This window comes from Archangium violaceum (assembly GCF_016887565.1).
In the GTDB taxonomy this organism is placed as follows: domain Bacteria; phylum Myxococcota; class Myxococcia; order Myxococcales; family Myxococcaceae; genus Archangium; species Archangium violaceum_B.
Window position 1 is genome coordinate 9,384,146 of the sequence record NZ_CP069396.1, and the last position, 26,231, is coordinate 9,410,376.

Consider the following 26,231-nt stretch of genomic DNA (forward strand, 5'->3'; position numbering starts at 1 on the left):
TCACCGCCCACCCCAGGGTTGTGGGCGTCCACCCCCCATGCGGCGCACGGGGGTGGCCGGCAGGGGAAAGGCCAGCTCCAGGGCATCCGCCGCGTCGGCCAGTGGCCCGTGCGCGGCCTCGATGCGCGCGAACTTCGCCCGCACCCGCTCCATCATGTCCACCGGCAGCAGCCGCCGGACGATGGGGAAGAACCGCCCCTCCTCCGCCTCCGTGTGGCCCCGCTCCAGGCGCACGTAGCGCTCCGCGAGCACGTAGATGTCCTCGGGCTCCTTCTCGCCCCGGGTCACCGCACGCGCCGTCTCGCGCAGCTCCTCCGCCAGCTCGCGCCCCATGGCGTGCTGCCCGGAGAGCGCCGCCATCACACCCTCGCCCAGCGGCAACCCCCGCGAGGTGATGGCCTGGAAGACCTCGCCCTCCTTCGCGTCATGGCTGCCATCCACGAAGGTGAGGAGGAAGTGCGCGGCCCGCTCGAAGAGCACCGGGGAGACGTCACCTCCGCCACGCCCGTGCACCACGGCCCGCTCGAGCACGTCCAGGACGCGTTCGATGTGGCGATGCTCGTTCATCAGGATGTCGATGGCGTCCATGTTCACACCGTCCGGGAGAAGCGGGGCCGCTCGGCCCGGCGCAGGTAGGCGTCGAACACCATCGCCACGTTGCGCACGAACAGCCGGCCCAGGGGGGTCACCTCGAGCTGGCTCCCCTCCCGGCGCACCAGCCCATCGTCTTCCAGCGGCTTGAGCCGCTCCAACTCCAGCGCGAAGTCGCGCGTGCCGTCCTCGCCCAGGTCCACCCAGAAGTTGCACATGAGCTGGGTGATGAGCGCGCGGCGGCGCCGGTCATCCTCGGTGAGCTGGATGCCACGCTCGGTGGCGAAGCGGCCCTCGCGGACGCGCTCGTAGTAGTACGGCAGGGCGCGGACGTTCTGCGCATAGGCCCCGCCCACGTCGCTGATGCCGGTGGCCCCCAGGGCCACCACGTCCGAGGCCGCCTTCACCGTGTAGCCCTGGAAGTTGCGCCCCAGCGCGCGCCGCTCCTGGGCGCGGGCCAGCTCGTCCTCGGGGACGGCGAAGTGGTCCATGCCGATGGGCCGGTAGCCCGCCTCCACGAAGGCGGCCCACGCCGAGCGGAACAGCCCCAGCTTGGTGCGCGCGTCCGGCAGGGCCTCGGCCGGCATGCGCCGCTGGTGCTTGAGCACGTCCGGGATGAAGGCGAAGGAGTAGACGGCGAGCCGGTCCGGCCGCAGCTCCAGCACCTGCCGCAGCGTGCGCTCCCAGCCCTCCGGGTTCTGGTACGGCAGCCCATAGATGAGATCGAAGTTCACCCCGGAGAAGCCCAGGCCCCGCGCGTGCTCCAGCAGGGCGCGCGTCTGCTCGAAGGGCTGGTGGCGGTTGGTCACCTCCTGCACCTTCGGGTCGAAGTCCTGCAACCCCATGGAGACGCGGTTGAAGCCGAGCTCCCTCAGCAGGGAGAGCTGCTCCGGCGTGGTGACGGCCGGGTGCACCTCGACGGCCACCTCCGCGTCCGGCAGCGGAGAGAGGTGCCGGGTGATGCCACTCCACAGGCGCTCGAGCTGCTTCTCGGACAGGAAGGTGGGCGTGCCACCCCCCCAGTGCACCTGCGACAGCTTGCGCCGGTGACCCAGCCGCTCCACGACCTGGGACAGCTCCTGGAGGACATGGTCGATATAGGTGTCCGCCGCGCTCCGGTCCTGCGAGATGACCACGTTGCACCCGCAGTACCAGCAGAGGCTGCGGCAGAACGGCAGGTGCACGTACAGGGAGAGCGGCTCATCGGCTCCAGCAGTGCCGGCCACATCGAGCCGCTCGGCGTAGTGCTCGGTGCCGAAGTCCTGCTTCCACTCGGGGGCGGTGGGATAGCTGGTGTAGCGGGGGCCGGCGACGTCGTAGCGCCGCATCAGCTCTTCGGAAGGCGTGGGGATTTCCAGGGACGAGCGCATCGGTGCCCCTTGCCATTCCAAGCACCGTGCCAGCGTCGAGCCCTCGGAAACCCCAGTCCCGACAGCGTTTCCGGGCGCAAGGGCTGCGTCCGGACGCAATGGTTGCGCTTCAGGAACCCATCGGCCCCGCTACCGCACTGGAGAGGGAGGCCCGAGGAAGCGGGCCTCCAGGCGCTTCACCTGCCCGGACGCCTGGTCGGAGACCTCGATGTGGAAGGTGAAGGGGAGACGCTGGCTCCGCTCCACGGTGACGAAGAGCGGCACGCGCTGGCCCTCCAGCGAGCCGAGCTTCACCTGGGGCAGAGGCAGCACCACCGAGGCGGGGACCGGGCTGTCCACCCGCACCGTGAAGGTGGACTCGGTGGGATTCTTGTTCACCAGGTGCAGCTCGAGCTGGTTGCGCACCGTGGTGCCCTCCAGGAGGTAGGGCATGCCGGGGAAGCGCAGCAGGTTGGCCTCGAAGGGCGTACGGCCCACCAGGCTCACCGTGAGCGCGATGGCGGAGATCGCCAGGAGCCCGCCATACATGAACAGGCGCGCTCGGAGGACCTTTCGGGGCTGGCCCGCCAGGCCATTGAGCGAGTCGTAGCGGATGAGGCCCTTGGGACGCCGCAGCTTCTCCATCACCTCGTCACAGGCATCCACGCACTGCGTGCAGGCGATGCAGTCCATCTGCAACCCGTTGCGGATGTCGATGCCGGTGGGACAGGCGGTGACGCACTTGCGGCAGTCCACGCAGTCGCCCTGCCGAGGGGCCTCGGGAACCACCAGCCTCGCCTTCATCAGCCGGCCCCGGGGCTCGCCGCGGGTGGCGTCGTAGCCGATGATGAGCGAGTCCCTGTCCTGCATGGCTGACTGCAGGCGCCCGTAGGGGCAGACCACCACGCACAGCTGCTCGCGGAACCAGGCGAAGTTGAAGTACAGCGCGCCCGTGACGGCCATGGCCCAGGTGAAGGGCACGCCGTGCCCACCGGGGCCCTCCCTCACCATGGTCTCCAGGTCCTTGACGGAGATGAAGAGCGCCAGCGCCACGTGCGCCAGCAGCCACGACACGCCCAGGAAGGCGCCATGCTTCGCCACCGCGCGCAGCACCCGCTCCGGTGTCCACGGCCCGGCGGCCATCTTCAGCCGGCGCTCGCGGGGGCCGTCGATCCACCGTTCGAGCCGCCGGTACACGCCCTCGAGGAACACCGTCTGGGGGCAGGCCCAGCCGCACCACACACGCCCCAGCCACGCGGTGGCGAAGAGCAGGGAGAAGCCCGCGGTGGTGAGCAGGAAGAGGACGAGCCAGAAGTCCTGCGCGTTGAAGGTGCTCCCGAAGAGGTAGAAGCGGCGCGCGGCCACGTCCAGGTGGACGGCGGGGTGGCCCCCCACCCGGAGGAAGGGCAGCACGGCATAGAAGGCGATCAGCACCGCGTAGACGATGCGCCGCCGGGTGACGAAGCGGCCACGCACATCCGAGGGATGGATGGCCACGCGCGAGCCATCCGGCCGGATGGAGGAGAGGTGCCCGGTGTCCGGCCCTGAAGCTCGAGGCTGCATGGCTCTTCCCTCCCTTACTGCTCTGGCTCGCCCTGGGGCGCCTTGCCAGCCACGTTCGTGTTCTTGAGCGTCAGCACGTACGCGACGATGGAGCGCACGCGCTCGGCGCCCAGCGTGCGTTCCCAGGCGGGCATGCCCTTGGCCACCACGCCCTCGGACACCGTCTTGTGGATGGCCATCGGCTTGCCGCCATGCAGCCAGAAGTTGTCCGTGAGGTTGGGACCGATGAGTCCCTCGCCCTTCTGGCCGTGGCAGGAGGCGCACTGCTGCTGGAACTGCGCCTTGCCCAGCTCCACCGACTGGGAGTCCTGCATCAGCGCGAGCAGCGTGTCGTCGGACACGGGCTTGTTGGAAGCCGCGAGGCGCGCGGCCTCGGCGGCCTCGGCCTTGTACACCTCCAGCGAGCCCGGGCCCATGCCCGTCACGTGGTAGTAGTACCAGTAGCCGAAGCCGAAGATGAGGGTGGCCCAGAGGATGAACAGCCACCACCGGGGCAGGTGGTTGTCCATCTCCTCGATGCCGTCGTAGACGTGGAGAACGCCCGACTTGTCACTCGCGCTCATGGTGGGTCCTCGCGCCGCGGGGGTCGGAAGTCACCGCGCCCGGCTCGGCCAGCGGCAGCCGGGCCAGCGCGTCGTAGTCCTGGCCCCGCCGCCCGAGGAACACCCAGGCGGCCACGCCAAGGAACACAGCGAAGAAGAGAAGCAGGGTGAAGAGCGGGAGATGGACGAGGTCCATCCCCTCGTAGAATTGTTTCCACATCAGGGAGTCCCTCCGGCCGAGGCCGTCTCGAGGCCGCCCGGAACGGGCGCGATGTCCTGGGGCCCGCGCCCGAGCCGCTGCAGGTAGGAGATGAGGGCCACCATCTCCGAATCCCACGCCACCTGGACGCCCTGGCTGGCCAGGTCTGCGGTGATGGCCTCGGCCTGGGCCTTCTGGCGGGCCTCGGCCGCGTCGACGTCCGCGTTGGTATAGGGCACGCCGAGCTTCTGCATCAGCGCCAGCTTCTTGGGTGCCAGCTTCACCTCCAGCTTGTTCTCCGCGAGCCACTGATACGGAGGCATGTTGGAGCCGGGGCTGGTGGCGCGCGGATCCATCAGGTGCGTGTAGTGCCAGAGATTGGGATACTTGCCACCCTCGCGGTGCAGGTCAGGACCCGTGCGCTTGCTGCCCCACTGGAACGGGTGGTCGTAGATGAACTCCTCGGCGCGCGACACGTCGCCGTAGCGCTGCGACTCGGCGAGGAACGGGCGGATCATCTGCGAATGGCAGACGTAGCAGCCCTCGCGGACGTACAGATCTCGTCCCTGGAGTTCCAGCGGGGAGTACGGCTGCTGGGCCTCGCCGTGCGCCGGCACCGCCTGCTTGATGAGGATGGTGGGCAGCAGCTCCGCCACGCCGCCGATGAGGATGGCGAGCAGCGTGAACACGGTGAAGGCCAGCGGACGGCCCTCGATGAGGGCGAACCAGGAGGGCCCGCCCGTCTCACGGTTGCGCCGGGCGACGATCCACGCGAACTCGCCCAGGGCCACCATGGCGCCCATGATGGCGATGGCACGCACGGGACCCGACCAGCCCAGGAAGATGCTGAGGCCGATGATGGCCAGCGCGAACAGGAGCGGCCAACCGGTGACCACGGCCACCCAGGCCGGCTTGCCGGGCACCACGGGCACGGGGGCCAGCTCCTCCAACACCACGGTGGTCTCGCCATCCACCGCTTGGCCGGAGCGGGCCGTCTTCCAGAGGTTCCACACCATCAGGATGAAGCCAGCCAGGTAGAGCGAGCCGCCCAGGAAGCGGACGATGTACATGGGCCGGATGGCGATGAGCGTCTCCACGAAGCTCGGGTAGAGCAGCGTGCCGTCCGGGTTGGTGGCGCGCCACATGAGGCCCTGGTTGATGCCCGAGGCCCACATCGCGACCATGTAGAGCAGGATGCCCACCGTGCTCGTCCAGAAGTGCAGATCGGCCGCCTTCACCGAGTGCAGCTTCGTGCCGTACAGCCGGGGCACCAGCCAGTAGAACATGCCGGCCGCCATGAGGCCGTTCCAGCCCAGGGCGCCACCGTGCACGTGGCCGATGATCCAATCCGTGTAGTGGCCCAGCGCGCTCACCGACTTGATGGAGAGCAGCGGCCCCTCGAAAGTGGCCATGCCATAGAAGGTGAGGCCCGCGATGAGGAACTTGATGACGGGATCCTCACGCAGCTTGTGCCAGGCGCCGCGCACGGTGAGCAGCCCGTTGAGCATGCCGCCCCAGGAGGGGGCCCACAGCGCCACGCTGAACACCATGCCCAGCGACTGCGCCCAGTCCGGCAGCGCGGTGTAGAGCAGGTGGTGCGGGCCTGCCCAGATGTACATGAACACCAGGGCCCAGAAGTGGATGATGGACAGCCGGTACGAGTAGACCGGGCGCTCGGCCGCCTTGGGCAGGAAGTAATACATGATGCCCAGGATGGGCGTGGTCAGGAAGAAGGCGACCGCGTTGTGGCCGTACCACCACTGCACCAGGGCGTCCTGCACGCCGGCGAAGACGGAGTAGCTCTTCAGAGGGCTGAGCGGCAACGCCAGGCTGTTGACGATGTGCAGCACCGCCACGGTGATGATGGTGGCGATGTAGAACCAGATGGCGACGTAGAGGTTCTTCTCGTTGCGCTTCGCCAGCGTCCAGAAGAAGTTGATGGCGAACACCACCCAGACCAGCGTGATGGCGATGTCGATGGGCCACTCGAGCTCGGCGTATTCCTTCGAGGTGGAGATGCCGAGCGGCAGCGTGACGGCCGCCGCGACGATGATGGCCTGCCATCCCCAGAAATGGATTTTCGAGAGGAGATCCGACGCCATCCGCGTCTTCAACAGACGCTGGGTGGAATAGTAGACGCCGGCGAACATCATGTTGCCCACGAACGCGAAGATGACCGCGTTGGTGTGCAGCGGGCGCAGGCGGGAGAAGGTCAGGTACGGGACGCCGAAGTTGAGCTGCCACCAGGCGAGCTGGGCGGCGACGATGCAGCCCACCAGCATGCCCACCACGCCGAAGAGCAGCGAGGCGGCGATGAATCGCCGGGTGGTGGTGTCGTCATAGACGATGCGTTGCTGTTGCACGAAAGCACCTCGGGGAAATTCACTGCCGCGGGTTGGCTTCGGAGGACACGGCCGGCGGGGGGCGGGCGGTGTCGTCCTCGAGCGGAATGAGGGACAGGCGGTCGGCGTGCTCGGAGTCGCGGTGCCGCACGCTGAAGGCGTAGAGCAGCACCGAGCCCGCCACGAGCATGAGGCTGACGAAGACCTGGAGGACGATGACGTTCATGCGGGCACCTCCTTCAAGGCACTCGGTGTCTCCCCGGCCGCATGCGAACGGCGGGCCGAGAGGCTCGCGAGGGTGAAGAGGATGAGGGACAGGGAGCTGAGCGGCATGACCACGGCCGCGCGCAGCGGCGTCATCAGCCCGGCGAGGCACACCGACACCGTCACCACGTTGTAGGCGAGCGAGATGCCGATGACCCGCCGCACCACCTGGCGCAGGCGGCGCGAGAGCACCAGCGCCTCGCGGATGGCCGAGAGGCCCTCGCCCATGAGGAAGAAGTCGGACTTGCCCGGCAGCACCGGCCGGTCGATGGCGGGCGTGCCAGCGCAGAAGGCGCGCTCGAAGGCGAGGCTGTCGTTGACTCCGTCCCCCAGGTAGAGCGTGTCCGCCTGGTCGATGCGCGCCACCGCCTCCGCCTTGTCCTCGGGCCGCTGGCCACCGAGCGCGTGCTCCACCGGCACGTCCAGCGCCTCGGCCATGGCGCGCACCCGCGCGGGCGCGTCGCCGGAGATGAGCCACACCTCGTGGCTGGCCTCGCGCAGCGTCTGGATCTCCCGGCGCGCGTCGGCGCGCACGGACTCCCGGAGAGCGAAGGAGGCCAGGGGCTGGCCATCCCGAGCGAGGACGGTTCCCTCCAGCCCCGTGGCACCGGGCGCCGCCCAAGCCGGGGCACCCAGTCGCCACGTACCGTCCGCCCGGAGCAGCTCCAGGCCCTGCCCGGGGTGCTCCGTCACCTGAGCGCCGGTGGAGAAGCGCGCGCCGGCACGAGAGAGGGCCGCGGCGAGACACCGGCTCACCGGGTGGTTGCTGCGCGCGGCCAGGTCGAAGGCCACGTCGCGCGACTCGGGCGCGAGCGCATCCACGGCCTCGCGGTCCACCAGCTCCAGCCGGCCGAGCGTCAGCGTGCCCGTCTTGTCGAAGAGCACCTTGCGCACGCGGGGGAGCCGGTCCAACAGATCCTGACTGCGCACGAAGAGGCCGAGCCGACGCAGGCGCGTCTGGGTGAGCTCGTACGCGAGTGGCACGGCGATGCCGATGGCGCACGGGCACGTCACCACGAGGAGGGCCACGGCCACCTGGAGCGCCTTGTCCTGGCCCTGGGGGAGCCAGAGGAGGAGACCCAGCGCGGAGACGAGCAGCACGGAGAGGACCCAGCGGCGGGACACCGCGTTCCAGAAGCGCGCATGCGCGGGCACACGGCCGGGCGCCGAGGGCGTCTGGCGCAGCAGGGCCACCAGCGGCGAGTCCTGGAAGTCCGTCCGGGCACGCACGTGGGCGGCACCCCGGGCCGCGTTGAAGGCACCGGCGGGCACCTCGCCCCCCTGCTCCACCGCGCGCACGTCCGGCTCGCCCGTCACCCAGTCGGTGGAGAAGCTGGCGCGCGCGTCGAGCAGCTCCGCGTCCACGGGCACCAGCTCGCCCGGGGCGATGACGAGCACGTCTCCCGCGCGCAGCTCGGCGGCGCGCACGGTGACGAGCCGGTCCCCCTCCTGCCGGCGGGCGAAGAGTCCCTCCGCGCCATCATCCTCCAGGAGGAAGCGGCGGTTGCGCTCGAGGACGCGCTGCTGCAACCAGCGCCCCACCAGCATCAGGGTGACGAAGGTGTTGAGCGTGTCGAAGTAGGCGAGGTCTCCCCGGCCGTCGCGCGCCTTCACCAGGGAGGTGGAGAAGACGAGGAGGATGCCCAGGGCGATGGGCAGGTCCAGATGGAGGACGCCGCTGCGCAGCCCGCGCCAGGCGGAGCGGAAGAAGGGCCAGCCCCCCACCAGCACCACGGCGGTGGAGAGCCACAGGCTCAGCTGGCTGAAGAGGGAGAAGACCTCGCCGTCGGCGGGGGTGAGCCCCACGTAGAAGCTCACCGAGAAGAGCATCACGTTCATCGTGATGGCGGCGCAGAGGCCGAGCCGGATGGGCAGGTCGTGCGAGGCGGACTCGGAGCTCTTGCGACCGGGTCCGAAGAGGTAGCCGAAGCCCTCGACGGAGCGGAGGAAGCCGGCCACGTCGAAGGCGCCCCTGCGCCAGGCGAGCCGCGCCTTGCCGAGCGCCGGGTTGACGGTGAGCGAGGCCCCACCGGGCTGGCGGCGGAAGAGCTCGTTCATCAGCCAGACGCATGCGGCACAGTGGATTCCCTGCACGTCCAGTTCGAGCGCGCACACCGGGCCGGTGGTGGCCTCGGCGCGGGCCACGAGCGGCTCCAGCCAGGCCAGGCCCCGGTCCTGCCTGGGCTCGGGCGCCGGAGCCGTCTTGCCATCGGCCAGCGCGTAGTACCGGGTGAGGCCCTGGTCCACGAGGAGCCGGTGCACGGCCTCGCAGCCCGCGCAGCAGAAATCCCTCGGCGACGAGCCCTCGGGAACGGGGCTGCCGCAGTGACGGCAAGAGGCCGGGAGGCGCTCGATTGGCGGGGAAGCCAGCATCGGCTCGGCCCCCTTGCGAACGGCATGCCCATTGCGATGGACCGGGGCATGACCGCGGCCCTTCCCGTTCTCCAGAGCCTCTTCGGACAGATCCTTCCGGCCCCCGTGGTGGTGGCGGGCGCCGCGGGCGCGTTGATGGTGGGCGTCACCGGCAGCGTGCACTGCCTCCTCATGTGCGGGCCACTGGCCTGCGCGGGATTGCCGGGCGTGAAGGGCCCGGAGAGGTGGCGCGCGGTGCTCGCCTATCAGAGCGCGCGCGTGGGGGCGTACGCGCTGATGGGCGGCCTGCTGGGCGCGCTGGGCGGAGGGGTGACCCGCGCGCTCGCGGTGTCGACGCGGCCCTGGCTGCCCTGGGTGATGGCGGCGGCGCTGGTGGCCTCGGCGCTGGAGCTGGGGAAGCGTTTGCGCCCGCTGCCGGGGCTGTCACACCTGGCGGGCGCCATCACCCGGGCGGGCGCAAAGTTTTCGCTTTTGAGCAGATCGGGCGCAATGGGTGCGGTAACGCCGCTGTTGCCGTGCGGCCTGCTCTACGGCGTGTACGCGGCGGCGCTGACGAGTGGCTCCCTGGGAGGAGGGGCGTTGCTGCTGGGGGCGTTCGCGCTGGGCGGGCTGCCGGCGCTGCTGGGCGCACAGCTGCAAACGGGCCTCTGGCAGAGGCAGCCGCGCGTGGCGGCGTTCGTGCTGAAGCGCGCGGTGCCGCTGGTGGCCGCGGCGGTGCTCATCTACCGGGCCGTGGGCGACACAGCGCGTCACATGAGCTGCCACTAGAAGCGTCGGGCGCCCAACAACGTATCAGCTTGACTTACCACTTGTTCCATTTTCTCTTCACTATCCGTCCTGGCCGGAAACGGCCAGTGCGTGAGCTGCTTCAAACGGAAAGTGAAGAGTCCCCATGTTCAACAAGACAACCGCAATGGCTGTCGCATTACTCATCACCAGCCTGTGGGCTGGCGAGGGTGTGGCGGCCACCTACGGCGTGCAGAGCTCTGGCTCCTCCGCCATCTTCTACGTGGACACCACCTCCTGGGCGGACATCCACTACACCCTCAACAATGGAGGACAGCTCAACGTCCGGATGACGGTCGTCAACGGACGAAACCAGTACACGGTGAGCAATCTGGTCAGTGGCAACACCATTGATTACAACTTCACCTACTGGGACGTCTCCTGTAACTGCGCTCGCGACACGCCCGCGGCCCGTTACACGCACGGCAGCACCTCCACGGATGCTGGCACCGACGCGGGGACCGACGCAGGCACCTCGATCGATGCGGGCACCGACGCGGGAACCGATGCGGGCACCTCCATCGATGCGGGCACCGCCAACGTCGTGCCCCTCTTCAACAGCGGCACGCCGCTGGAGCCGGCCCTGGTGGAGAATACGTCCCAGGCGCTGATCACCCGCGTCGGTGAGCGGGTGCGCGACCGCCACGCCCGTGAGAGCCAATTCCAGGCGTACGATCACTTCCTCTCGCTGTATTTCGCGAACCGCACCTACTCCATCGAGATCGTGGACCAGGTCGCCAAGGGCGGCAACCAGATCATCGTCAATCTCCACACCGTCTACCCGCACGACGGCACGAACTTCCGCGCCTTCTTCCGGGGCATCAACACGGTGGCCGAGTACTGGCACAACGGCACCTTCAGCCGCGTGAATGACAACCTCTACACCGCCAGCGTCAACTACAACGCCAAGGAAGGCCGGGCGATCAAGATTGGCGATCGCATGGAGATCGAGGTCGGCGTCTTCCTCAAGCAGCCGGTGGAAGGCCGCTTCAACTACTACTCCCGTGCCTGGCTGTACATGGTGGGCAGCGGCGGCATCGTGCCGTTCGAGGGCGTCGGTACCCTGATGGACTCCTACCCGATGCCGGAGGCCGGGTGGAGCGGTGGCCGGACCACGCTGAACCAGCCGTTCTCGAACGAGCCGGCCGAGCGCTTCATGCAGATGGCGTTGAACATGGCGCCCGTGAACGCGCAGCCCTTCGTCGAGGGCCGGCGCATCCACCACACCGACTTCGGCAATGGCAGCCATTCCGAGTCGGGCAACCCCATCTTCACCGAGCAGGTGAACAAGCTGGGACCGAACTACATCGCGCGCTCCTGTGTCGCCTGCCACAAGAACAACGGCCGGGGCCTGCCGCCCACCACCACCAACACCACGTTGAACAACATGGTGGTCAAGGTGGGACGGGTCAACGGCACCACGGTCACCGCGGATCCGCAGCTCGGCGCCAAGCTGCAGCCGTTCAGCACCAGCGGGACCCCCGAGGCGGACGTGCGCATCTCCGGATGGACCACGACCAGCGGCCAGTTCGGCGACGGCACGGCCTACCAGCTGCGCAAGCCGACCTACAGCTTCCTCAACGTCATCCCCACCCACTACTCGGCGCGCGGCACCCCTCAGCTGGTGGGTCTGGGCCTTTTGGAGGCCATTTCTGAAAGCGCTGTCATGGCCCTGGCCGACCCGAACGACAGCAACGGGGACGGCATCTCCGGGCGCGCGCGGACCGTGACGGATCCCCAGACGGGCGAGACCCGCCTGGGCCGCTTCGGTTGGAAGGCGGGCCTGGCGCGTCTGCGGCACCAGGTCGCCGATGCCTTCAACGGCGACCTGGGCGTCACGACCTCCGTCTACAAGACCCTGGACTGTGGCACCTCGCAGGCCGGCTGCTCGGGCTCCAGCACGGAGCTGAGCGATCAGGACCTCGACAAGATCGTCCGGTACATCGCCCTGCTGGGTGTCCCGGCCCGCCGCGATCTGAGCGACGCCCAGGCCCTGCGCGGTGAGACCCTCTTCCAGAGCGCGGGGTGCGCCAGCTGCCACAAGGCCACCCTGACCACCAGCCCCTATCACCCCAACGCGGAGCTGCGCGGCCAGACAATCCACCCCTACACCGACCTGCTGCTGCATGACATGGGCACGGGCCTGGCCGACAACCTCCCGGAGGGCAACGCCTCGGGTTCGGAGTGGCGCACCCCGCCGCTGTGGGGCATCGGCCTGACGGCCGGCGTCAGCGGCGGCGAGGCCTACCTGCATGACGGCCGCGCGCGCACCCTGTCCGAGGCCATCCTCTGGCACGGGGGCGAGGCGGAGTCGTCCAAGCAGGCCTTCGCCAAGATGCCCGCCGCCGACCGGGATGCCTTGATCCGGTTCCTGAAGTCCCTCTGATCAAGGCCTCCTCGCAACACACGGGGGCCGCGCTGTCGTCGCGGCCCCCGTTTCATTCACATGCGGGGTTGCCTGGTGCTCACTGGGGGATGGCCAGGCACACGCAGGCGCCGGACACATCGCAGGGCAGCGGCGGGTCACTGTCGCGCTGCACGCATTGCGTCCCATTGCAGCAACTGCCTTCGGACGCACCACACGCCTCACCCACCGTGGAGCAGCCGTTGCTCACGCGGTACGACACCCACTGAGGGAGGTGACTGGAGGCGGAGAGGTTCTGCATGGGCACCGGGAAGGCCGCGAAGGAAGGATCCTCCCCCGCCGCCAGCTTGTCCGGGTCCACCGCCGCCATCCACAGCAAGACCCCCTTGAGGTTCTCACCGATGCTCCCGGGGGGTCTGCGCAGGCCATACATGCGGGAGGAGGCGAACGTCACCCACATCAACCGGTCACTGCCCACCGAGCCTCTCGTCACGTTGGGATACCACCTCGGGTAACCGTTGGTCAGGTCCACCGTGCTTCCGTCCATGACGCCAGGCGCGTTGGCGCGCGCCAGCTCCACGGGGGCCGCGCTGGCGTGCAGCCGCGCCACCCACATCCTCGCGGAGGGATCGCTCTCCGAGTTGCAGTTCATGTGCGACTCACCCGAGCCGCTGGGGCAGGAGGACTCGTTGTAGACGAGGAAGGACGAGTCGGGCGCGATGGCCGGGGCATAGCGGTTCTTCCCGCTCTGCGACGGAACCACGGTCATCGGCTCGCTCCAGCCGCCACCCGGCTGCTCCGACACCAGCTGGATGGAACCCTTGAAGAAGCGCTGAAGCGTCTGCTTGATGCCAACGGACGTGAAGGCGATCGTCTTCCCGTCCGCGCTCCAATCCGGATGGCTGGCGGGATTGGCCGACGTGCCGGTGTTGGCGATCTCTTGCAGGAGAGCACCGGTGCTCCCGTCGAAGAGCATCAGGTTGAAACGCGTGGCGTTCGTGTCTCCGTAGACGCCGACGAACCTGCTGCCCTCCGGGTTCCAGGACTCGAAGGTGCTCAGCTGCGTGCCGCCCTGCGCGAGGGGGAGCCGGGTCGTGGAGGTGAGGGTGGACAGATCCGCCAGGGCGATCCGCCCATCATTCTGTCCGTTGACCCCGGCCACCATCCTCTTGCCATCGCGGCTCACCGAGTGGCAGCCCACGCAGGTCACGCTGGAACCCTCGATGTTGCTCGCTCTCAACACGGAAGTGGCGTACGTCGAATCGTTCCCGACGAAGTCCTGGCGCACGATGGCCATGTTGTTGGCGGTCGTGAAGTAGTAGAGCGCACCCTCCACCGTGGAACGGGAGATCTGGAGGGCGATGGGGTCGGAGACGCCCACCGGGCCGGTGAGCAGATCGCCCGTCCCGCGCAGGACGAGCTCCACGGGCTGGCCACCGCGGTTGCTCTCGGCCACGAACCGCCAGACCTCCTCGGTGAGCGTGTAGATGCAGCCACGGCTCACGCCTGTGGGCAACGAGAAGCCGCTCGGCACGTAGCACCGCAGGTAGACGCGCACGTCGGTGATGCCGTTGCGGAAGGACAGCTCGAACAGGGTGTTGGAGTCGGCCCCCGGCAGGAAGTGGATCTCCATCTGCCCCAGGTTGGGTGGGATCATGACTCCGCTGTTGGGATGGAGGAGCTGGGGCTTGCGCGCGGCGTCCACCGCTCCGTCGAACCGCAGCTCCGGCTGCGGAGGCAGGGAGGCGGAGATGGGATCCAGGATCCGCTGCTCGAGCTTCACCGTGATGGGAGTGGAGACGGACAGGGCCCCTACCCGGGCGCGTACGTTGCTGGTGCCACCCACCGAGGTACCCGAGGTGAAGGTGGCCCCCGAGAAGAGGCCCAGCCGCGTGTCATCGACGCTGAAGGCCGCCTGAGCCGTCACGTCCTCGGTGTGCCCATCCGAATAGGTCCCCGTGACGGTGAACGCCTGGACGGCCCTCGTGCTCCCCTGGATGACGAGCTGGACATCGCCGGGCGAGAGCGTGATCGAGCTCAGGGTCGCGCACGACGGGCCGTCGCAGTCCGGGTCGGAGCAGTCGAGACGCCCATCTCCATCGTTGTCCAGCTGGTCGTCGCACACGGACTCGGTCCTGGCGTTGCCCTCGCAGATGCAACCCGTGCCGCACGCGCGACTCTCGCAATCAGGGTCCACGCAGTCCGTGTATCCATCACCATCGTCATCGTTGCCGTTGCCACAGGCCTGCTCCGAGGGTGGCACACAGGAACCGTTGGAGCACGTCTCCGACGCTCCGCAGGACTTGTCACACCTGCCGCAGTGAGCCGGGTCCGTCCGCAGGTCGAAGTCCTCGTCCACCTTGCCGTCGCAGTCGTCATCCTCACCGTTGCAACGCTCCACGGTGTTGCTGGTGACATCGCTGCACACCACTCCACCCGAGGCGTTGCAGACGAGCTCGCCCTCGGCGCACAGGTCCGAGTCCTTGCCATCGCAGGACTCGCCAACGTGGAAGCCCTCGTCCACCTCTCCATCACAGTCGTCGTCGCTCAGGTTGCACAGTTCCACCGAATCCGCGGTGGTATCGCTACAGACCGTGCCGCCATTGGCGCCACACACCACCTTCCCCTCCATGCAGCGGTCGCTGTCCGGTCCATCGCAGGAGGTCCCGAGCGCGAAGCCCTCGTCCACCTCGCCATCGCAGTCATCGTCGATGCCATTGCACAGCTCGGCCGAGGCGGGCTCGCAGCGGCCTCCATCCGGGGCTCCTCCATCGGAGCCTCCCGGCCCGGCGTCACCCGCGTCCGGCGTGCCTGCTCCTCCGGCGTCACCCGCATCTGGAGTGCCCACTCCCCCGGCGTCACCCGCGTCCGCGGTGCCCGGGTCCGTGTCACCACCGTCGGTCCCGCCATCGCCCCCGCCGGACTGGCCGGCGTCAACCTGGGTGGCAGGCGTTCCGGAGTCCGGATCATCCGGCTCCGGGGGATCGCAGGCGGTGAGGCCGGTGACCGCGAGTGCCACCATCAGAAAGAGAGAGCGCGCGTGTGCCGCGATGGGGCGAAGGGAGGCCCTGTCTCGCCGCGAGTCCACGCGGGGTGAGACAGGAGTGCCGAAGTTACTCATGACGCTGGTATGACCTGTGCCTTTCGGGACGGTGACTCCCGTGGAGGGAGTCTTCAGTCGCGACCCGGGAAAAGTTGTAGATGCAACATTCCTCGGTGGACAACAACAAACTGATTCACCGGGCGAGGCACATGCCTTCCTCGAAACGGGGCACTGGCTTGCGGGTCAGACCACACTTGGACTTGATGCCCGCCTCCTGCTGCCACGCCCGCTCGGCCTTCTCGAGCGCGTCGAGCTTGGAGCGCAGCGCCTTCACGTCCGTCGTCCGCGTGCAGTAGCCGATGTACTCGCGAGGCCCGCCGCAGGCCTTGTGGCCGAACCCCGCCACCGCGCACTCCTCCACCTGCTCGCAGCCTCGCGGGTTCGCCAGGGCTCGCGCCTGGCTCGCGAGCTTGTCGGCCCGCTGTTTCAGCTTCGAGCCACTCGCGCCCCAGGCTCCGCCCGCCGCCATCAGCCCTACCACTGCCCACGCACTCAACCGGCCCAATCGGAACCTCATGCCGAACCTCCTCGCCTGTCCGAAAAGACAACGCGCTGGCGGGAGTGAGCCCCTCGCCAGCGCGTCCTCATCTACCTGCTCGTCTCCGAGGCGACCAGGCGGGCGGGTGAAGCCCCCGCCCGGTCCGCCCCGCGCCCCGCCTCAGGCCGCCTTCGCCCGGCGCCGCCGGACGAGCACCTGCCGGGCCAGCACGAACAGCCCCAGGTAGATGCTCGCATCCGTGCCCGAGGTGGCGCCGCAGCCGCAGCTCCCACTCTTCACGCTGATGCCCACCGGGGCGGAGCTCGCCACGTTGCCAGCGCTGTCGGAGATGACGGCCGTCACGGTGTGCGACGACCCCTCCACCGCCTTGGAGCTGTCCCACGTCGTGGTCAGCGTCGCGTCCGTGCCGGTGGCGATCACCACGCCATCGACCAGGATGGAGAGCTGGCTCAGCGTGGTGCCAGTGGCCACCGCGCCCGTGGCGGAGATCCGCACCTCGCCGGACACCACCGTGCCGCCCGCCGGCTCCGTTACCGACACCGTGGGCTGAGCGAACGGCGTGACGTTGGTCTGCGCCGCGCCGGTCAGGTGGGCCTGCGCGGCATCCGTCAGGGTGAGCGTCTTCAGGCCCGTCGACAGGAACGTCACCTTCAGGCCCTCGAGCACGCCGTCCGTGAAGGCCGCGTTGGCCGGGAGGACCGCCGCCGCATCCGAGCTCGTCACCTTGACCGGGCCGGAGTAGGTGGTGGCCACGTTGCCGTAGGCGTCATACGCCGTGGCGGACAGGGTGACTTCCTGGCCCGCGGTGAGGCTCGCGGGGAGTGCCAGCGCGTAGCTGGCCGCCGGGCCCGGCGTCACCTCGAACGCCGCGCTCGTCGCGCCCGCGAAGCCCTGGGCGCTCGCCACCAGCGTGTAGCCGGTGCCCGCCTTGTGAAGGGAGAGCCCCTCGAACCGGGCAACGCCATTGACCGCGGACACCGGAGCCGCGCCGAGCAGCGTCCCGGCCGCCGGGTTCGCGCCCAGGCTCAGCGACACCAGGACCGAGCCGTCGGAGAGCACGTTGCCTTGCGCGTCCTGCACCTCCACCTCGATCGGAGCGAGCGAGGCGCCCGCCACGAGCCGGCCCGGAGCGCCGCGGAAGACCAGCCGCGCCGGAGCGCCGGTGGTGATGTCGAACGCCGCGCTCGTCACCGCGGACAGCGCCTCCGTGCTCGCCTGGAGCGTGTAGCCCCGGGCGGCGCGGTCGAGCGACAGATCCGCGAAGGTGGCCACACCGTTGACCGCGGCCACCGTGGTGGTGCCCGTCAGCACACTCTTCCCCGGGTTGGCGCCCAGGGTGAGGGTGATGGAGTCGGTGGCGCTGGTGACGACGTTGCCGAAGGCATCCACGATGGCCACGCGGACCGCCGGACCGACCTTCGCGCCGGCCTGGGTGGCTCCGGGCTGGACCGAGAAGGCCAGCGCCGCCGCCGCACCCGGAGACACATCGAACGCCGCGCTGGTGACATCCAGCATGTCGTCCGCGTGCGCCGTCAGCTGGTAGCCCGCCGCCGCGCGGGTGATGCGCAGATCCTTGAACGTCGCCACGCCGTCGACCGCCGGCACCTCGAGGGTGCCACCCAGCGTGCCCCCCTGCCCTCCCTGCAACGTCAGGGAGATGGTGTTCGTCGCCGACACCAGGTTGCCGGAAACGTCACGGATCTCCACCTCGACCGGAGCCAGCGTGGCGCCCGCCGTGGTGGAAGCGGGGCCCTGCTTGAAGGAGAGCCGGACCGCGGTGCTGGCCTGGACGTCGAACGCCGCGCTGGTCACGGCAGACAGCGAGTCCGAGGTGGCGCTCAGCGTGTAACCGGAGCCCATGCGGTTGACGGACAGGTCTCCGAAGGTGGCCACGCCGTTGATCACCGCCACCGTCGTGGTGCCACTCAACACACCGCCTCGGGGGTTGTCGTTCAGGGTCAGGGTGATGCTCGCGTTGGACGACGTCACCGTGTTGCCCTGGTCATCCAACACCGCCACCTTCACCGTGAAGGCCTCGCCCGCGCCCGGGCGGGCCGGAGGAGGAGTGGTGAAGACGAGCCGGGCCGGAGCACTCGCGCGCACGTCGAAGCCGACGCTGGTGTCCGAGTAGAGACCGCTCGCACCGGCCACCAGGGTGTAGTTGGAGCCCACGCGTCCCAGCGACAGGGAATCGAAGGTGGCCACGCCATTCACCGCGTTGACGGTGGTGGTGCCGCCCAGGGTGGCGCCGCTCGGGTTGTTGCCCAGCGACACCACCACCGGGGTGGTGGCCTGCGTCGACACGTTGCCGAACTGGTCATGGAGGGTGACCTGGACGGCCGGGGTGATGGGAGCGCCAGCCTGCACACTGGTGGGCTGCCGGGTGATGACCGCCCGGTACGGAATGCCCGGCGTCACGTCGAACGCGCCGCTGACCACGCTGGTGAGCGACGTCGCGGAGGCCCTCAGCGTGAACCCGGTCCCCAGCTTGTTGAGGGACAGGTTGCCGAAGGTGGCCACGCCACTGACGGCCGCCACGGTGGTGGTGCCACTGAGCGTGGCGCTCGCCGGATTGGTGGCCAGCGCGAGGGTGACGTTGGCCGAGGAGGTGGTCGCGTTGCCATACGTGTCCACGATGGCCACCCGCACCGCCGGGGTGATGGCCGAGCCCGCCGGGGTGCTGGAGGGCTGGGTCACGAAAACCAGCTTCGACGCCGCGGCCGGGGTGATGTTGAAGACCGAGCTGGTGGCGCTGGTGAGGCCGGTGGAGGAGGCCACCAGCGTGTAGCCGGTACCCACCCTGTTGATGGACAGGCCGCTGAAGGTGGCGACACCGTTGGTCATGTTCACCGTCGCGGTGCCGGACAGCGTGCCACCGCCCGCGTTGTTGCCGATGACGAGGGTGACGCTGTTGGAGCCCGTCGTCACCGTGTTGCCGTAGGCATCCACCAGGCCGACCTTCACCGCCGGGGAGAAGGAGGCACCGGCCACCGCGTTGGAGGGCTGGACTGAGAAGACCAGCCGGGTCGCGGCGGCGGAGGTGACGGTGGTGCTGGCACTGACGCTCATGCCCGGGTTCGCCGGGTCCGTCGCGGTGAGGGACTGCGTGCCCTGGGTGAAGAAGGTGACGGGCACGGTCGCCACGCCTCCGGTGAAGGTCGCGGTGGACGGCAGCACCGCCGCGGAGTCCGTGCTGGTGAGGGACACACTCCCGCTGTAGCTGGAGCTCACCACGCCCGCCGCGTCCACCGCGGAGAGGGTGACGGAGGACTGCGTGCCCACCGCCACGGAGGCAGGAAGCCCGGTCATCTTGAAGCCGACCGCGGGTCCCGGCGGCGGCGTCCGGGTGGAGCAGGCGGCCACCTGATCCGCCGTGATGCGGACGTCATCCACGTAGAAGCCTTCGGAGTGCTCGATCGACCCGCTGTAGAAGCGGAACCCGAACCACACCGTCTGGCCCGCCAGCGCCCCCAGGTTGACGGTGACCTGCTTGAGCGAGCCATTGGCGTTGGTGCTCTGGTTGGTCCAGACGCGGATGCTCGTGTTGCTGTTGAGCGGATTGTCGTAGCCACCCGCCGAGATGTACGGCTGCGTCGAGGACACCGCGTCGGACACCGGGGTCCAGGTCCCGCTCGCGCCCGTGGTGCTGTAGACGAGGTAGGCGCCGTCGTACTTGTTCTCGACGTTGTACCAGACGTTGAACGTCATCTGGGGACTGGCCGCATTGGCCGGGATGGCGAAACCATTGATGCCGGACACCGAGCCGTTGCCTCCCAGCACCAGCGTGAGCTGTTGGCTGGCGGGGTAGGTGCCACCACACGCCGTATTGGCCGCGCCGATCCGGTACGCGTTCGTGGCCGACTGGTAGTGGCAGCCGGAGACGAGATTGATGGCGCTCGCGTTGCCGGACTGCGCCGTCGGGAGCCAGTACGCGGACGCATTGGCCGGCCTGTTGGTGTCGAAGTCATCGAAGTAGCGGACACCCGACAAGACCGGGCCGGTGGGCCTGGCCGACTTCTGGACCAGGTTCGTCTCCTGGAGGGTGGCCGTGCTCGTCTCGGTGGCGCGGACCACGTAGTAGTACGTGCCGCCGGACGACAGGTTCAGGTCATCCGAGAACGTGGTGCCAGTCAGCCCGGTGGCGATCCGGTTGGCCGCCGAGGGGGTGAAACCCGGCGTGGTGCTCCGGTACACCGAGTAGCCGAGTGTGCCACCGCACAGGGGCGTGGCCGCTGACCAGGTCAGGGTGTTGGCGCAGGTGCTGGAGGCGCCATTGTTGACGGAGGCGAGCCCCTCGAAGCCGGGCGGCAGCGTGCACTGGCCCGTGGTCACCGCCGAGGCCTCGTTGGAGTTGGGAGACTCCGCGCACAGGACCCCGCGCACCACGTAGGAGTAGGTCGTGCCACCCGACAGGCCGGTGTCCACGAACGGCGGCGCCGCCGCGGTGCCCGCCAGGGTGTACGGACCACCGGCCCGGGTGGCACGGTAGATGCTGTACGAGGTCGCGCCATTGGGGCTCCAGCTGACGTCGATGCGGCCATCGCCACTCGCGGTGGCCGTCACGCCGGTGGGCGCCGGGGGAGCGTCCGTGCAGATGTTGTAGATGACGAGCGCGAAGTCCTGATCCAACGACGTGGAATTGTTCGGCACGCCGTCCGAGTTGATGTTGGCCGCCTTCACCGTCACGGAGAAGAGGCCGCTGGCGCCCGCCGGCAGGAAGACGCTCTCCACGTTGTTCCGGCTGTCCGCGGTGCCTCCGGTCACGGAGTTGGCGCCCGAGAAGACGTTGCCCTTGTACGTGTTGGCGCCCACCGTCACGGTGAGGTCCAGATCGTTCTTCCAGGCGCTGGCGGCGGTGGAGCCCGGCGCGTCCGTCCACGCGAGCGTCACGCGGAAGGGCTTGCTCGAATCCAACACCTTGCCCGTGAAGGTCCGGGTCTCGCCCGTGGCGACGAAGAGGTTGGCCGGGTTCTGGTCATCCAGCAGGCGCGAGGTGCTGTCGAACGCCGTGCCGAGATCCATCAGGCCCGTGCCCTGGTTGTTGGAGTAGAGCGAGTCGCCGGCCCCCGTGCCCGTCATGTAGCGGGCCGAGCTCATCAGGAAGGCCTTCGTCATCGCCGGGCTGGGCGGAGTGCGGCCCTGGTTGATGAAGTACTGGCGGACCAGCGCCGCCGCCCCCGCCACCGCGGGAGTGGCGTGGCTGGTCCCCGAGGAGGCCGAGTACCACTGCTGGCCCTCCGGGAAGTAGTTGCTGGGCTCGAGACCGCCGCACACGCCCTCGCCGTCGAAGCAGGAGAGCGCCTGGCCCAGGGGGTTGGCCGGCGTGGCGGCGCGCTGGCCCGCCACCTGGGCCACACCACCCGAGACGTGCGTGCCGGGCGCCATGATGTCCGGCTTCTTCCGGCCGTCCGCGGTGGGACCGCGGCTGGAGAAGGACGCCACGTCGTACAGGCTGTTCGCCTCGGAATCCGGGGTCTCGCAGTTGTCCATGCCGCCGAAGGGCTGCACGTTCTCCGAGGCCCCCACGGTGATGACGTTCTTCGCCGTTCCCGGAGAGCCCACCGTGCTGGCGCTCGGGCCCGCGTTACCCGCCGCGAAGACGATGACCATCTCCTGGTTGCCCGCGTTGGCCTCCGCCGAGCCCGTGGGCTGCGCATCGCGCACCAGCGCGTCGTAGATCTGCGCATCCTCGTCGTACTCGTTGAAATCGGCGCCCCAGCTGTTGGAGCTGATGCGCATGCCATCGCGGTACGCGCGCGACTGCAGGTTCGCGTAGTCGGGGTCGGTGAAATCCGCCGGATCGAACACCACCGACGCGCCCACCTTCACGAAGGGCGCCACGCCCAGGCCGTAGGAGAAGCCGCTCGAGTCCCTGTAGGGCGACCCGGCCTGATTGGCGTAGCCCGCGACGATGTGCGTGTTCAGAGTGCCATGGCCGTCGCAACCCTGGAGGGTGCTCCCGGTGTTCGCCGTTCCCTCCAGGCGGCTGTAGACGACGCGGCTGGTGCCGGTGACGTCCCCGTTGGCGTACAGGCCGAAGTGGTTGGGCATCGACGTGCCGTTGTCGAGTCCGCTGTCGCTCACGTCCACGCCGAAGCCGGACGCGGTGAACTGCGCCTGGGTGAACCCCTTGGAGGCCAACCACGCCAGATAGCCCGGTCCCGTCGGACCCGTCCCGGAGATCTGCCCGGCGAGGATCATGTCCTGGCGCTCGTCGAACTTCCTCGGCCGGGGACGCGGCTGGATGGACACGACGTCCGGGCGCCGCACCACCTCATCGAGCGCCTTCCGGTCCAGCCAGGCCACCACGTTCACGTAGCCCAGCGCTTCCCGGATGATGGACTCGCGGGATTGCAGCGAGCGGATGAGCTCCAGCGTCGCGCCGTTCGTCTCCTCATCCTTGACGAGCTGGATGGCGTAGGTGGGCGTCACGACCGTCTGGATGGACGGGGACAGCTTGTACTCGTCCAGGTACTCGCCATCCCACTGGATGGCAGGGGACGCGGTGAGGTGACGCTCCAGTGTCCCCATCGCGGCGGGGTCGCCATACACGAGGTAGGCGTTGTTGGGGAGGTACGTCACCACCCTGACTCCGGTGGCCTTCAACGCCTCGTACCACTCGGGCCGCACCGGGCCGGCGAAGTGCACGATGTGGAGGCCCTTGCCGGCGACCGTCTTCTTCATCCCGCGCAGGGACATCGCCCGCGTGGACGTGGTGTCGAGCTCCCCCGCGTTCAACAAGATGCGGTTGTAGTCGTCCCGCACCTCCACCCCCGGCGCCGCCGACAGCGACTCGAGCGTGGCGTCATCCACCTGCAACAGCTTGAAGGAACCGTAGTCCCCGAGGACCCTGGCGCCCTGCTTCTCGAGCTCGGCCGCCTTCTCCGCGCCCAGCTGCACCTTGTGCAGGGATGAGCTCGCGTGGGAGCCCTCGGACCGCGCAGACCCTGGCTCATTCCCCGAGCCCCCACACGCCAACGTCGCAACGAGCCCCGCAAGACCGAGCGCCCTCGCGGACAGGCCGCGAGCGCGCATACCGGTCAGCCGGTACGCCGATTCCTTCATGTATTTGCCCTCATGGGCGACGAGCGAGGTGCGCCTCGTTCGTGGCTTCACCGGGGGAATCCGGTGAAGGCTCCACTTGCGCGAGCGTCCTCCGAGAATCGGAGCCGCCCGCCCACCACTCGCCGCTGAGGGTGATGATTTACCACGTCCCGGTAATCAATGCCAACACACGCCCTCCCACGGGGCGTCAATCGGCTCTCAAGAATCGAGACCGTCTATTCGCTCTCGCCCGGAGCGCGTGCCCCGGAAACACAAAGCCCCGGGCGCGGCGCAGGGTGCGCCGGCCCGGGGCCTCTACTGCTTGGAACCGCGACTACTTCGCGCCGCCGCCGAGGCTGAACAGCTCGGCGGAGGACTGATCGGTGTTGCTGACGCCCGCGGTCGCCAGCACCTGGCCGTTGGGCAGCAGCGTGGCCGTGTGGCCGTAGCGGTCCACGTTCAGGCTGCCCGCCGAGCACCAAGTGCCGGTCGCCGGATCGTAGAACTCCGCCGCGGTCAGGATGCCGGTGGCCTGGTGGTAGCCGCCCACCGCCAGCAGCTTGCCATTGGACAGCAGCGTGGCCGTGTGGAAGCGGCGCGGGGTGACCATGCTGCCCGTGGCCGTCCAGCGGCCCGTGGCCGGGTCATACAGCTCGGCCGAGGAGCCGCTGGCGATGTCCCAGCTGCCACCACCCGCCGCCAGCACCTTGCCGTTGGGCAGCAGCGTGGCCGAGTGGAAGCGGCGCGGCGTGCCCAGGGCGCCCACCGGCGTCCAGGTGCCGCTCTCGGGATCGTACAGCTCCGCGGAGGTCAGCAGCTCGCTCGCGTCATCGCCGCCGCCCGCCACCAGCACCCTGCCATTGGGCAGCAGCGTGGCCGTGTGGTCACGACGGGCCCCGCCCATGTTGCCGGCGAGCGACCAGGTGCCCGTGGCCGGGTCGTACAGCTCCACCGAGGACAGCGCGACGCCGGAGGCGCTCTCGCCACCCGTCACCAGCACCTTGCCATTGGGCAGCAGCGTGGCCGTGTGATGCGAGCGGAACACCACCAGGCTGCCAGTGGTCTTCCAGCGGCCGAGGTCCGGGTAGTACAGCTCGGAGGAGGCGCCGCTGATGGCGCACGCCCCGCCGCCGGCGATCAGCACCCGCCCATCCTGCAGCAGCGTCATCGTGTGGTAGCGGTGCGTGGCCAGCGTGTCGCCGGTGCGCTTCCAGGTTCCGGTGGCAACGTCATACAGCTCGGAGGTGGTGTTGAAGCCGCCCGCCGTCAGCACCTGGAGGCCGCCCTTGAGCAGCGTGGTCGTGTGATGGATCCGCCCCAGCGCGAGGCTGCCCGTGGCCTTCCACGTCCCCTTCACCTGGCAGACGCCCGCGCGCGTGCCCGGGGCGTTGGAGCGGAAGTTGTTGAGGCCCGGGGTGAGCCAGTTGGTCGCCGGGCGGGCGGGGATGGTGCCGTCGTCGTTGACGTTCGTCACCGCGTACGCGTGCTGGTTCCAGATACGGCGCGTGCCCACCCAGCCATCCTGCGGATCGCCGAACACGCGGATGCCGTTGAAGCCCGGCGCCGCATGGTTGTTCTCCGCCACGACGATCTCCGCGGCGCCGTCGCCATCCACGTCCGCGACGATGGGGAACTCGTGCGTGGTGCCGGAGCTGTGCGTCGTCTCCCAACGCAGCCCACCCGTCACACCGTCGAGGATGCGCACGCGGAGCTCGTCGGCGTAGATGACCTCGGTCCTGCCATCGCCCTCGAAGTCGAAGGTGGTGGAGGTGGTCTTGCCCGAGCTGTACTCCTGGATGGGGATGGTCCACTTCACGGCGCCATCGGTGCCGTAGACGGTGTAGTTCCAGTCGCCCGCCAGGCCGATCTCCAGCTGCCCGTCACCATCGAAGTCCGCGATGTTGGGCGCGCCACCGTGGCCACGGTTGGTGGGGAAGGACTGGCCGGGATCCGTGTAGTGGACGTCCCGGGTCCACAGGAGCGTGCAGTCGTCGTCGAGCAGGCTCACCTGGCCATGGCCCGCCACGACGATCTCACCGGCCGCGTCGGCGTCGAAGTTGGCCACGCCGGAGAAGCCGCCCAGGATCTGCGTGTTGGTGCACTTGAGCGAGCCATCGAACCGGTAGACGGAGCGGCCATTGATGACCTCCTGCTTGCCGTCCTGGTCGATGTCCGCCGCGAAGGAGACGGGGCCGGTGTACAGGGCGCCATCCATGCCCTGCGAGCCCACCCACTTCAGCGCGCCGGTGTTGGTGTAGACGCGGTTGCCGTCGAGGATCTCCACCTTGCCATCGCCGTCCAGGTCCGCCAGAGAGGGGCCGCCCCACTCGTTGTAGTCGTACGCATCCGGGGCAGAGCGGAACTTGAAGGCGCCATCGTTCTCGAAGCAGATGATGCCGCGGCCGTTCTCCGGAATGCCGCAGATCTCCACCGCGCCGTCGCCGTCGATGTCACCGGCGGCGATGCTGGCGGCCGGCTTCACCCGGTACTCCGCGTTCGCCACGGCCCACAGCTCGGCCCCGGTCTTGCCGCTGATGGCCCGGAGCACGCCATTGACGTTGGCGTTCTCTCCCGCCCGGGCCTTCGCGTTGTAGAAGTCGCCGTCGAAGGCGGTGAAGACGATGTCGGGGCTGCCGTCCCGGTTCACGTCCACCACCACCGGCTGCATCATCACCTGCTTGTACGCGGACAGCGTCTCGCTGCCCGTCCACGCCCACTGCTGCGCCACCTGAAGGCTGGCGGCGGCGGGCGCGCTGGGGACCACTGGCGCGCTGGGGACCACTGGCGCGGCGGGCTCGCTGGGGACAGGGGCCGTGCCGTCCACGGTGGGCTCAGGGGTGGCGATGGGCGTCGGGCTCTGATCGGCCGCGACGCCGTTGATCGCCGCCACGGACTGCGGCGTCTGCCCCGACTGCTCGTCGTTGCGCACCTCACTGCAGGCAGACAGCGCGGCCAGCGCAACCACCGCCGAGCCCTTCAAGGCACCTGGAACGCTCGTGCGTCCCCACTTCCAGCCTCTTGTTCTCGTCTTCATGCGTGTCCCTCCCTCTCTTTCGGCCCCTGGGTGCCCACGCGAGCCATGAAGACCGGCGGAGGGCGTGAAGGGGACGACAGAGTAATCTAATTAAAAAAAGACATCCTCTCGGAAATGAATGGCTTCTCGCGTCATCCATTCCCTTCCGGCGGAATCATCAAGGAATCAGAATCTGGA

At 69.1% G+C, this 26,231-nt stretch carries 14 protein-coding genes; 2 read left to right on the forward strand and 12 right to left on the reverse strand.

Going from position 1 to position 26,231, the window contains the following annotated elements; all coding sequences use genetic code 11:
• From JRI60_RS37435 to JRI60_RS37470, 8 genes are all read right to left on the reverse strand, one after another.
• Positions 1-588: a hemerythrin domain-containing protein gene (locus JRI60_RS37435; protein ID WP_204220705.1), complete on the reverse strand. Its 588-nt coding sequence runs from the start codon at positions 586-588 to the stop codon at positions 1-3.
• Positions 589-590: 2 nt separating this feature from the next.
• The gene (hemN, locus tag JRI60_RS37440) at positions 591-1,961 is read right to left on the reverse strand and encodes an oxygen-independent coproporphyrinogen III oxidase (protein ID WP_204220707.1); all 1,371 of its coding nucleotides are present in this window, start codon (positions 1,959-1,961) and stop codon (positions 591-593) included.
• A 129-nt stretch (positions 1,962-2,090) separates the two neighbouring features.
• The gene (ccoG, locus tag JRI60_RS37445) at positions 2,091-3,503 is read right to left on the reverse strand and encodes a cytochrome c oxidase accessory protein CcoG (protein ID WP_204220710.1); all 1,413 of its coding nucleotides are present in this window, start codon (positions 3,501-3,503) and stop codon (positions 2,091-2,093) included.
• A gap of 14 nt (positions 3,504-3,517) precedes the next feature.
• Positions 3,518-4,066 (reverse strand): cbb3-type cytochrome c oxidase N-terminal domain-containing protein, encoded by a 549-nt coding sequence (locus tag JRI60_RS37450; RefSeq protein WP_204220713.1) that lies wholly within the window; start codon positions 4,064-4,066, stop codon positions 3,518-3,520.
• Positions 4,053-4,265 carry a CcoQ/FixQ family Cbb3-type cytochrome c oxidase assembly chaperone gene (locus JRI60_RS37455; RefSeq protein ID WP_204220715.1) on the reverse strand — a complete coding sequence of 71 codons (213 nt, stop codon included), beginning with the start codon at positions 4,263-4,265 and terminating at the stop codon, positions 4,053-4,055. The genes JRI60_RS37450 and JRI60_RS37455 overlap by 14 nt, the downstream gene beginning before the upstream one ends.
• The gene (gene ccoN, locus JRI60_RS37460) at positions 4,265-6,607 is read right to left on the reverse strand and encodes a cytochrome-c oxidase, cbb3-type subunit I (RefSeq protein ID WP_204220718.1); all 2,343 of its coding nucleotides are present in this window, start codon (positions 6,605-6,607) and stop codon (positions 4,265-4,267) included. The genes JRI60_RS37455 and ccoN overlap by 1 nt, the downstream gene beginning before the upstream one ends.
• Before the next feature lie 19 nt (positions 6,608-6,626).
• Positions 6,627-6,812: a cytochrome oxidase gene (locus JRI60_RS37465; protein WP_204220720.1), complete on the reverse strand. Its 186-nt coding sequence runs from the start codon at positions 6,810-6,812 to the stop codon at positions 6,627-6,629.
• A complete protein-coding gene (locus JRI60_RS37470) occupies positions 6,809-9,223 on the reverse strand; it encodes a heavy metal translocating P-type ATPase (protein WP_204220723.1) in 2,415 nt (804 codons plus the stop codon). The genes JRI60_RS37465 and JRI60_RS37470 overlap by 4 nt, the downstream gene beginning before the upstream one ends.
• A 24-nt stretch (positions 9,224-9,247) precedes the next feature.
• Here JRI60_RS37470 and JRI60_RS37475 point away from each other — a divergent pair, with 24 nt between their 5' ends.
• The gene (locus JRI60_RS37475; RefSeq protein WP_239469949.1) at positions 9,248-9,991 is read left to right on the forward strand and encodes a sulfite exporter TauE/SafE family protein; all 744 of its coding nucleotides are present in this window, start codon (positions 9,248-9,250) and stop codon (positions 9,989-9,991) included.
• Positions 9,992-10,136: 145 nt separating this feature from the next.
• Positions 10,137-12,395 (forward strand): di-heme oxidoredictase family protein, encoded by a 2,259-nt coding sequence (locus JRI60_RS37480; protein ID WP_430384339.1) that lies wholly within the window; start codon positions 10,137-10,139, stop codon positions 12,393-12,395.
• A 79-nt stretch (positions 12,396-12,474) separates the two neighbouring features.
• Here the strand turns inward: JRI60_RS37480 and JRI60_RS37485 are convergent, their stop codons facing one another.
• The 4 genes from JRI60_RS37485 to JRI60_RS37500 form a co-directional block, all read right to left on the reverse strand.
• Positions 12,475-15,396, reverse strand: coding sequence for a PD40 domain-containing protein (locus JRI60_RS37485; RefSeq protein ID WP_204220732.1), 2,922 nt, complete (start codon positions 15,394-15,396; stop codon positions 12,475-12,477).
• A 214-nt stretch (positions 15,397-15,610) separates the two neighbouring features.
• Positions 15,611-15,994: a hypothetical protein gene (locus tag JRI60_RS37490; RefSeq protein WP_204220735.1), complete on the reverse strand. Its 384-nt coding sequence runs from the start codon at positions 15,992-15,994 to the stop codon at positions 15,611-15,613.
• A gap of 141 nt (positions 15,995-16,135) precedes the next feature.
• Positions 16,136-23,041, reverse strand: coding sequence for a S8 family serine peptidase (locus tag JRI60_RS37495; protein ID WP_239469950.1), 6,906 nt, complete (start codon positions 23,039-23,041; stop codon positions 16,136-16,138).
• 313 nt (positions 23,042-23,354) lie between these two features.
• Positions 23,355-26,054, reverse strand: a complete 2,700-nt coding sequence (locus tag JRI60_RS37500) for a kelch repeat-containing protein (RefSeq protein WP_204220738.1) — start codon at positions 26,052-26,054, stop codon at positions 23,355-23,357.
• Between the last annotated feature and the right edge of the window lie 177 nt (positions 26,055-26,231).

Bases quoted from the DNA above. Each gene is read 5' to 3' on its own strand.
- JRI60_RS37435 (WP_204220705.1), bottom strand. From the start codon at position 588: ATGGACGCCATCGACATCCTGATGAACGAGCATCGCCACATCGAACGC.
- hemN (WP_204220707.1), bottom strand. From the start codon at position 1,961: ATGCGCTCGTCCCTGGAAATCCCCACGCCTTCCGAAGAGCTGATGCGG.
- ccoG (WP_204220710.1), bottom strand. From the start codon at position 3,503: ATGCAGCCTCGAGCTTCAGGGCCGGACACCGGGCACCTCTCCTCCATC.
- JRI60_RS37450 (WP_204220713.1), bottom strand. From the start codon at position 4,066: ATGAGCGCGAGTGACAAGTCGGGCGTTCTCCACGTCTACGACGGCATC.
- JRI60_RS37455 (WP_204220715.1), bottom strand. From the start codon at position 4,265: ATGTGGAAACAATTCTACGAGGGGATGGACCTCGTCCATCTCCCGCTC.
- JRI60_RS37465 (WP_204220720.1), bottom strand. From the start codon at position 6,812: ATGAACGTCATCGTCCTCCAGGTCTTCGTCAGCCTCATGCTCGTGGCG.
- JRI60_RS37470 (WP_204220723.1), bottom strand. From the start codon at position 9,223: ATGCTGGCTTCCCCGCCAATCGAGCGCCTCCCGGCCTCTTGCCGTCAC.
- JRI60_RS37475 (WP_239469949.1), top strand. From the start codon at position 9,248: ATGCCCATTGCGATGGACCGGGGCATGACCGCGGCCCTTCCCGTTCTC.
- JRI60_RS37480 (WP_430384339.1), top strand. From the start codon at position 10,137: ATGGCTGTCGCATTACTCATCACCAGCCTGTGGGCTGGCGAGGGTGTG.
- JRI60_RS37485 (WP_204220732.1), bottom strand. From the start codon at position 15,396: ATGGTGGCACTCGCGGTCACCGGCCTCACCGCCTGCGATCCCCCGGAG.
- JRI60_RS37490 (WP_204220735.1), bottom strand. From the start codon at position 15,994: ATGAGGTTCCGATTGGGCCGGTTGAGTGCGTGGGCAGTGGTAGGGCTG.
- JRI60_RS37495 (WP_239469950.1), bottom strand. From the start codon at position 23,041: ATGAAGGAATCGGCGTACCGGCTGACCGGTATGCGCGCTCGCGGCCTG.
- JRI60_RS37500 (WP_204220738.1), bottom strand. From the start codon at position 26,054: ATGAAGACGAGAACAAGAGGCTGGAAGTGGGGACGCACGAGCGTTCCA.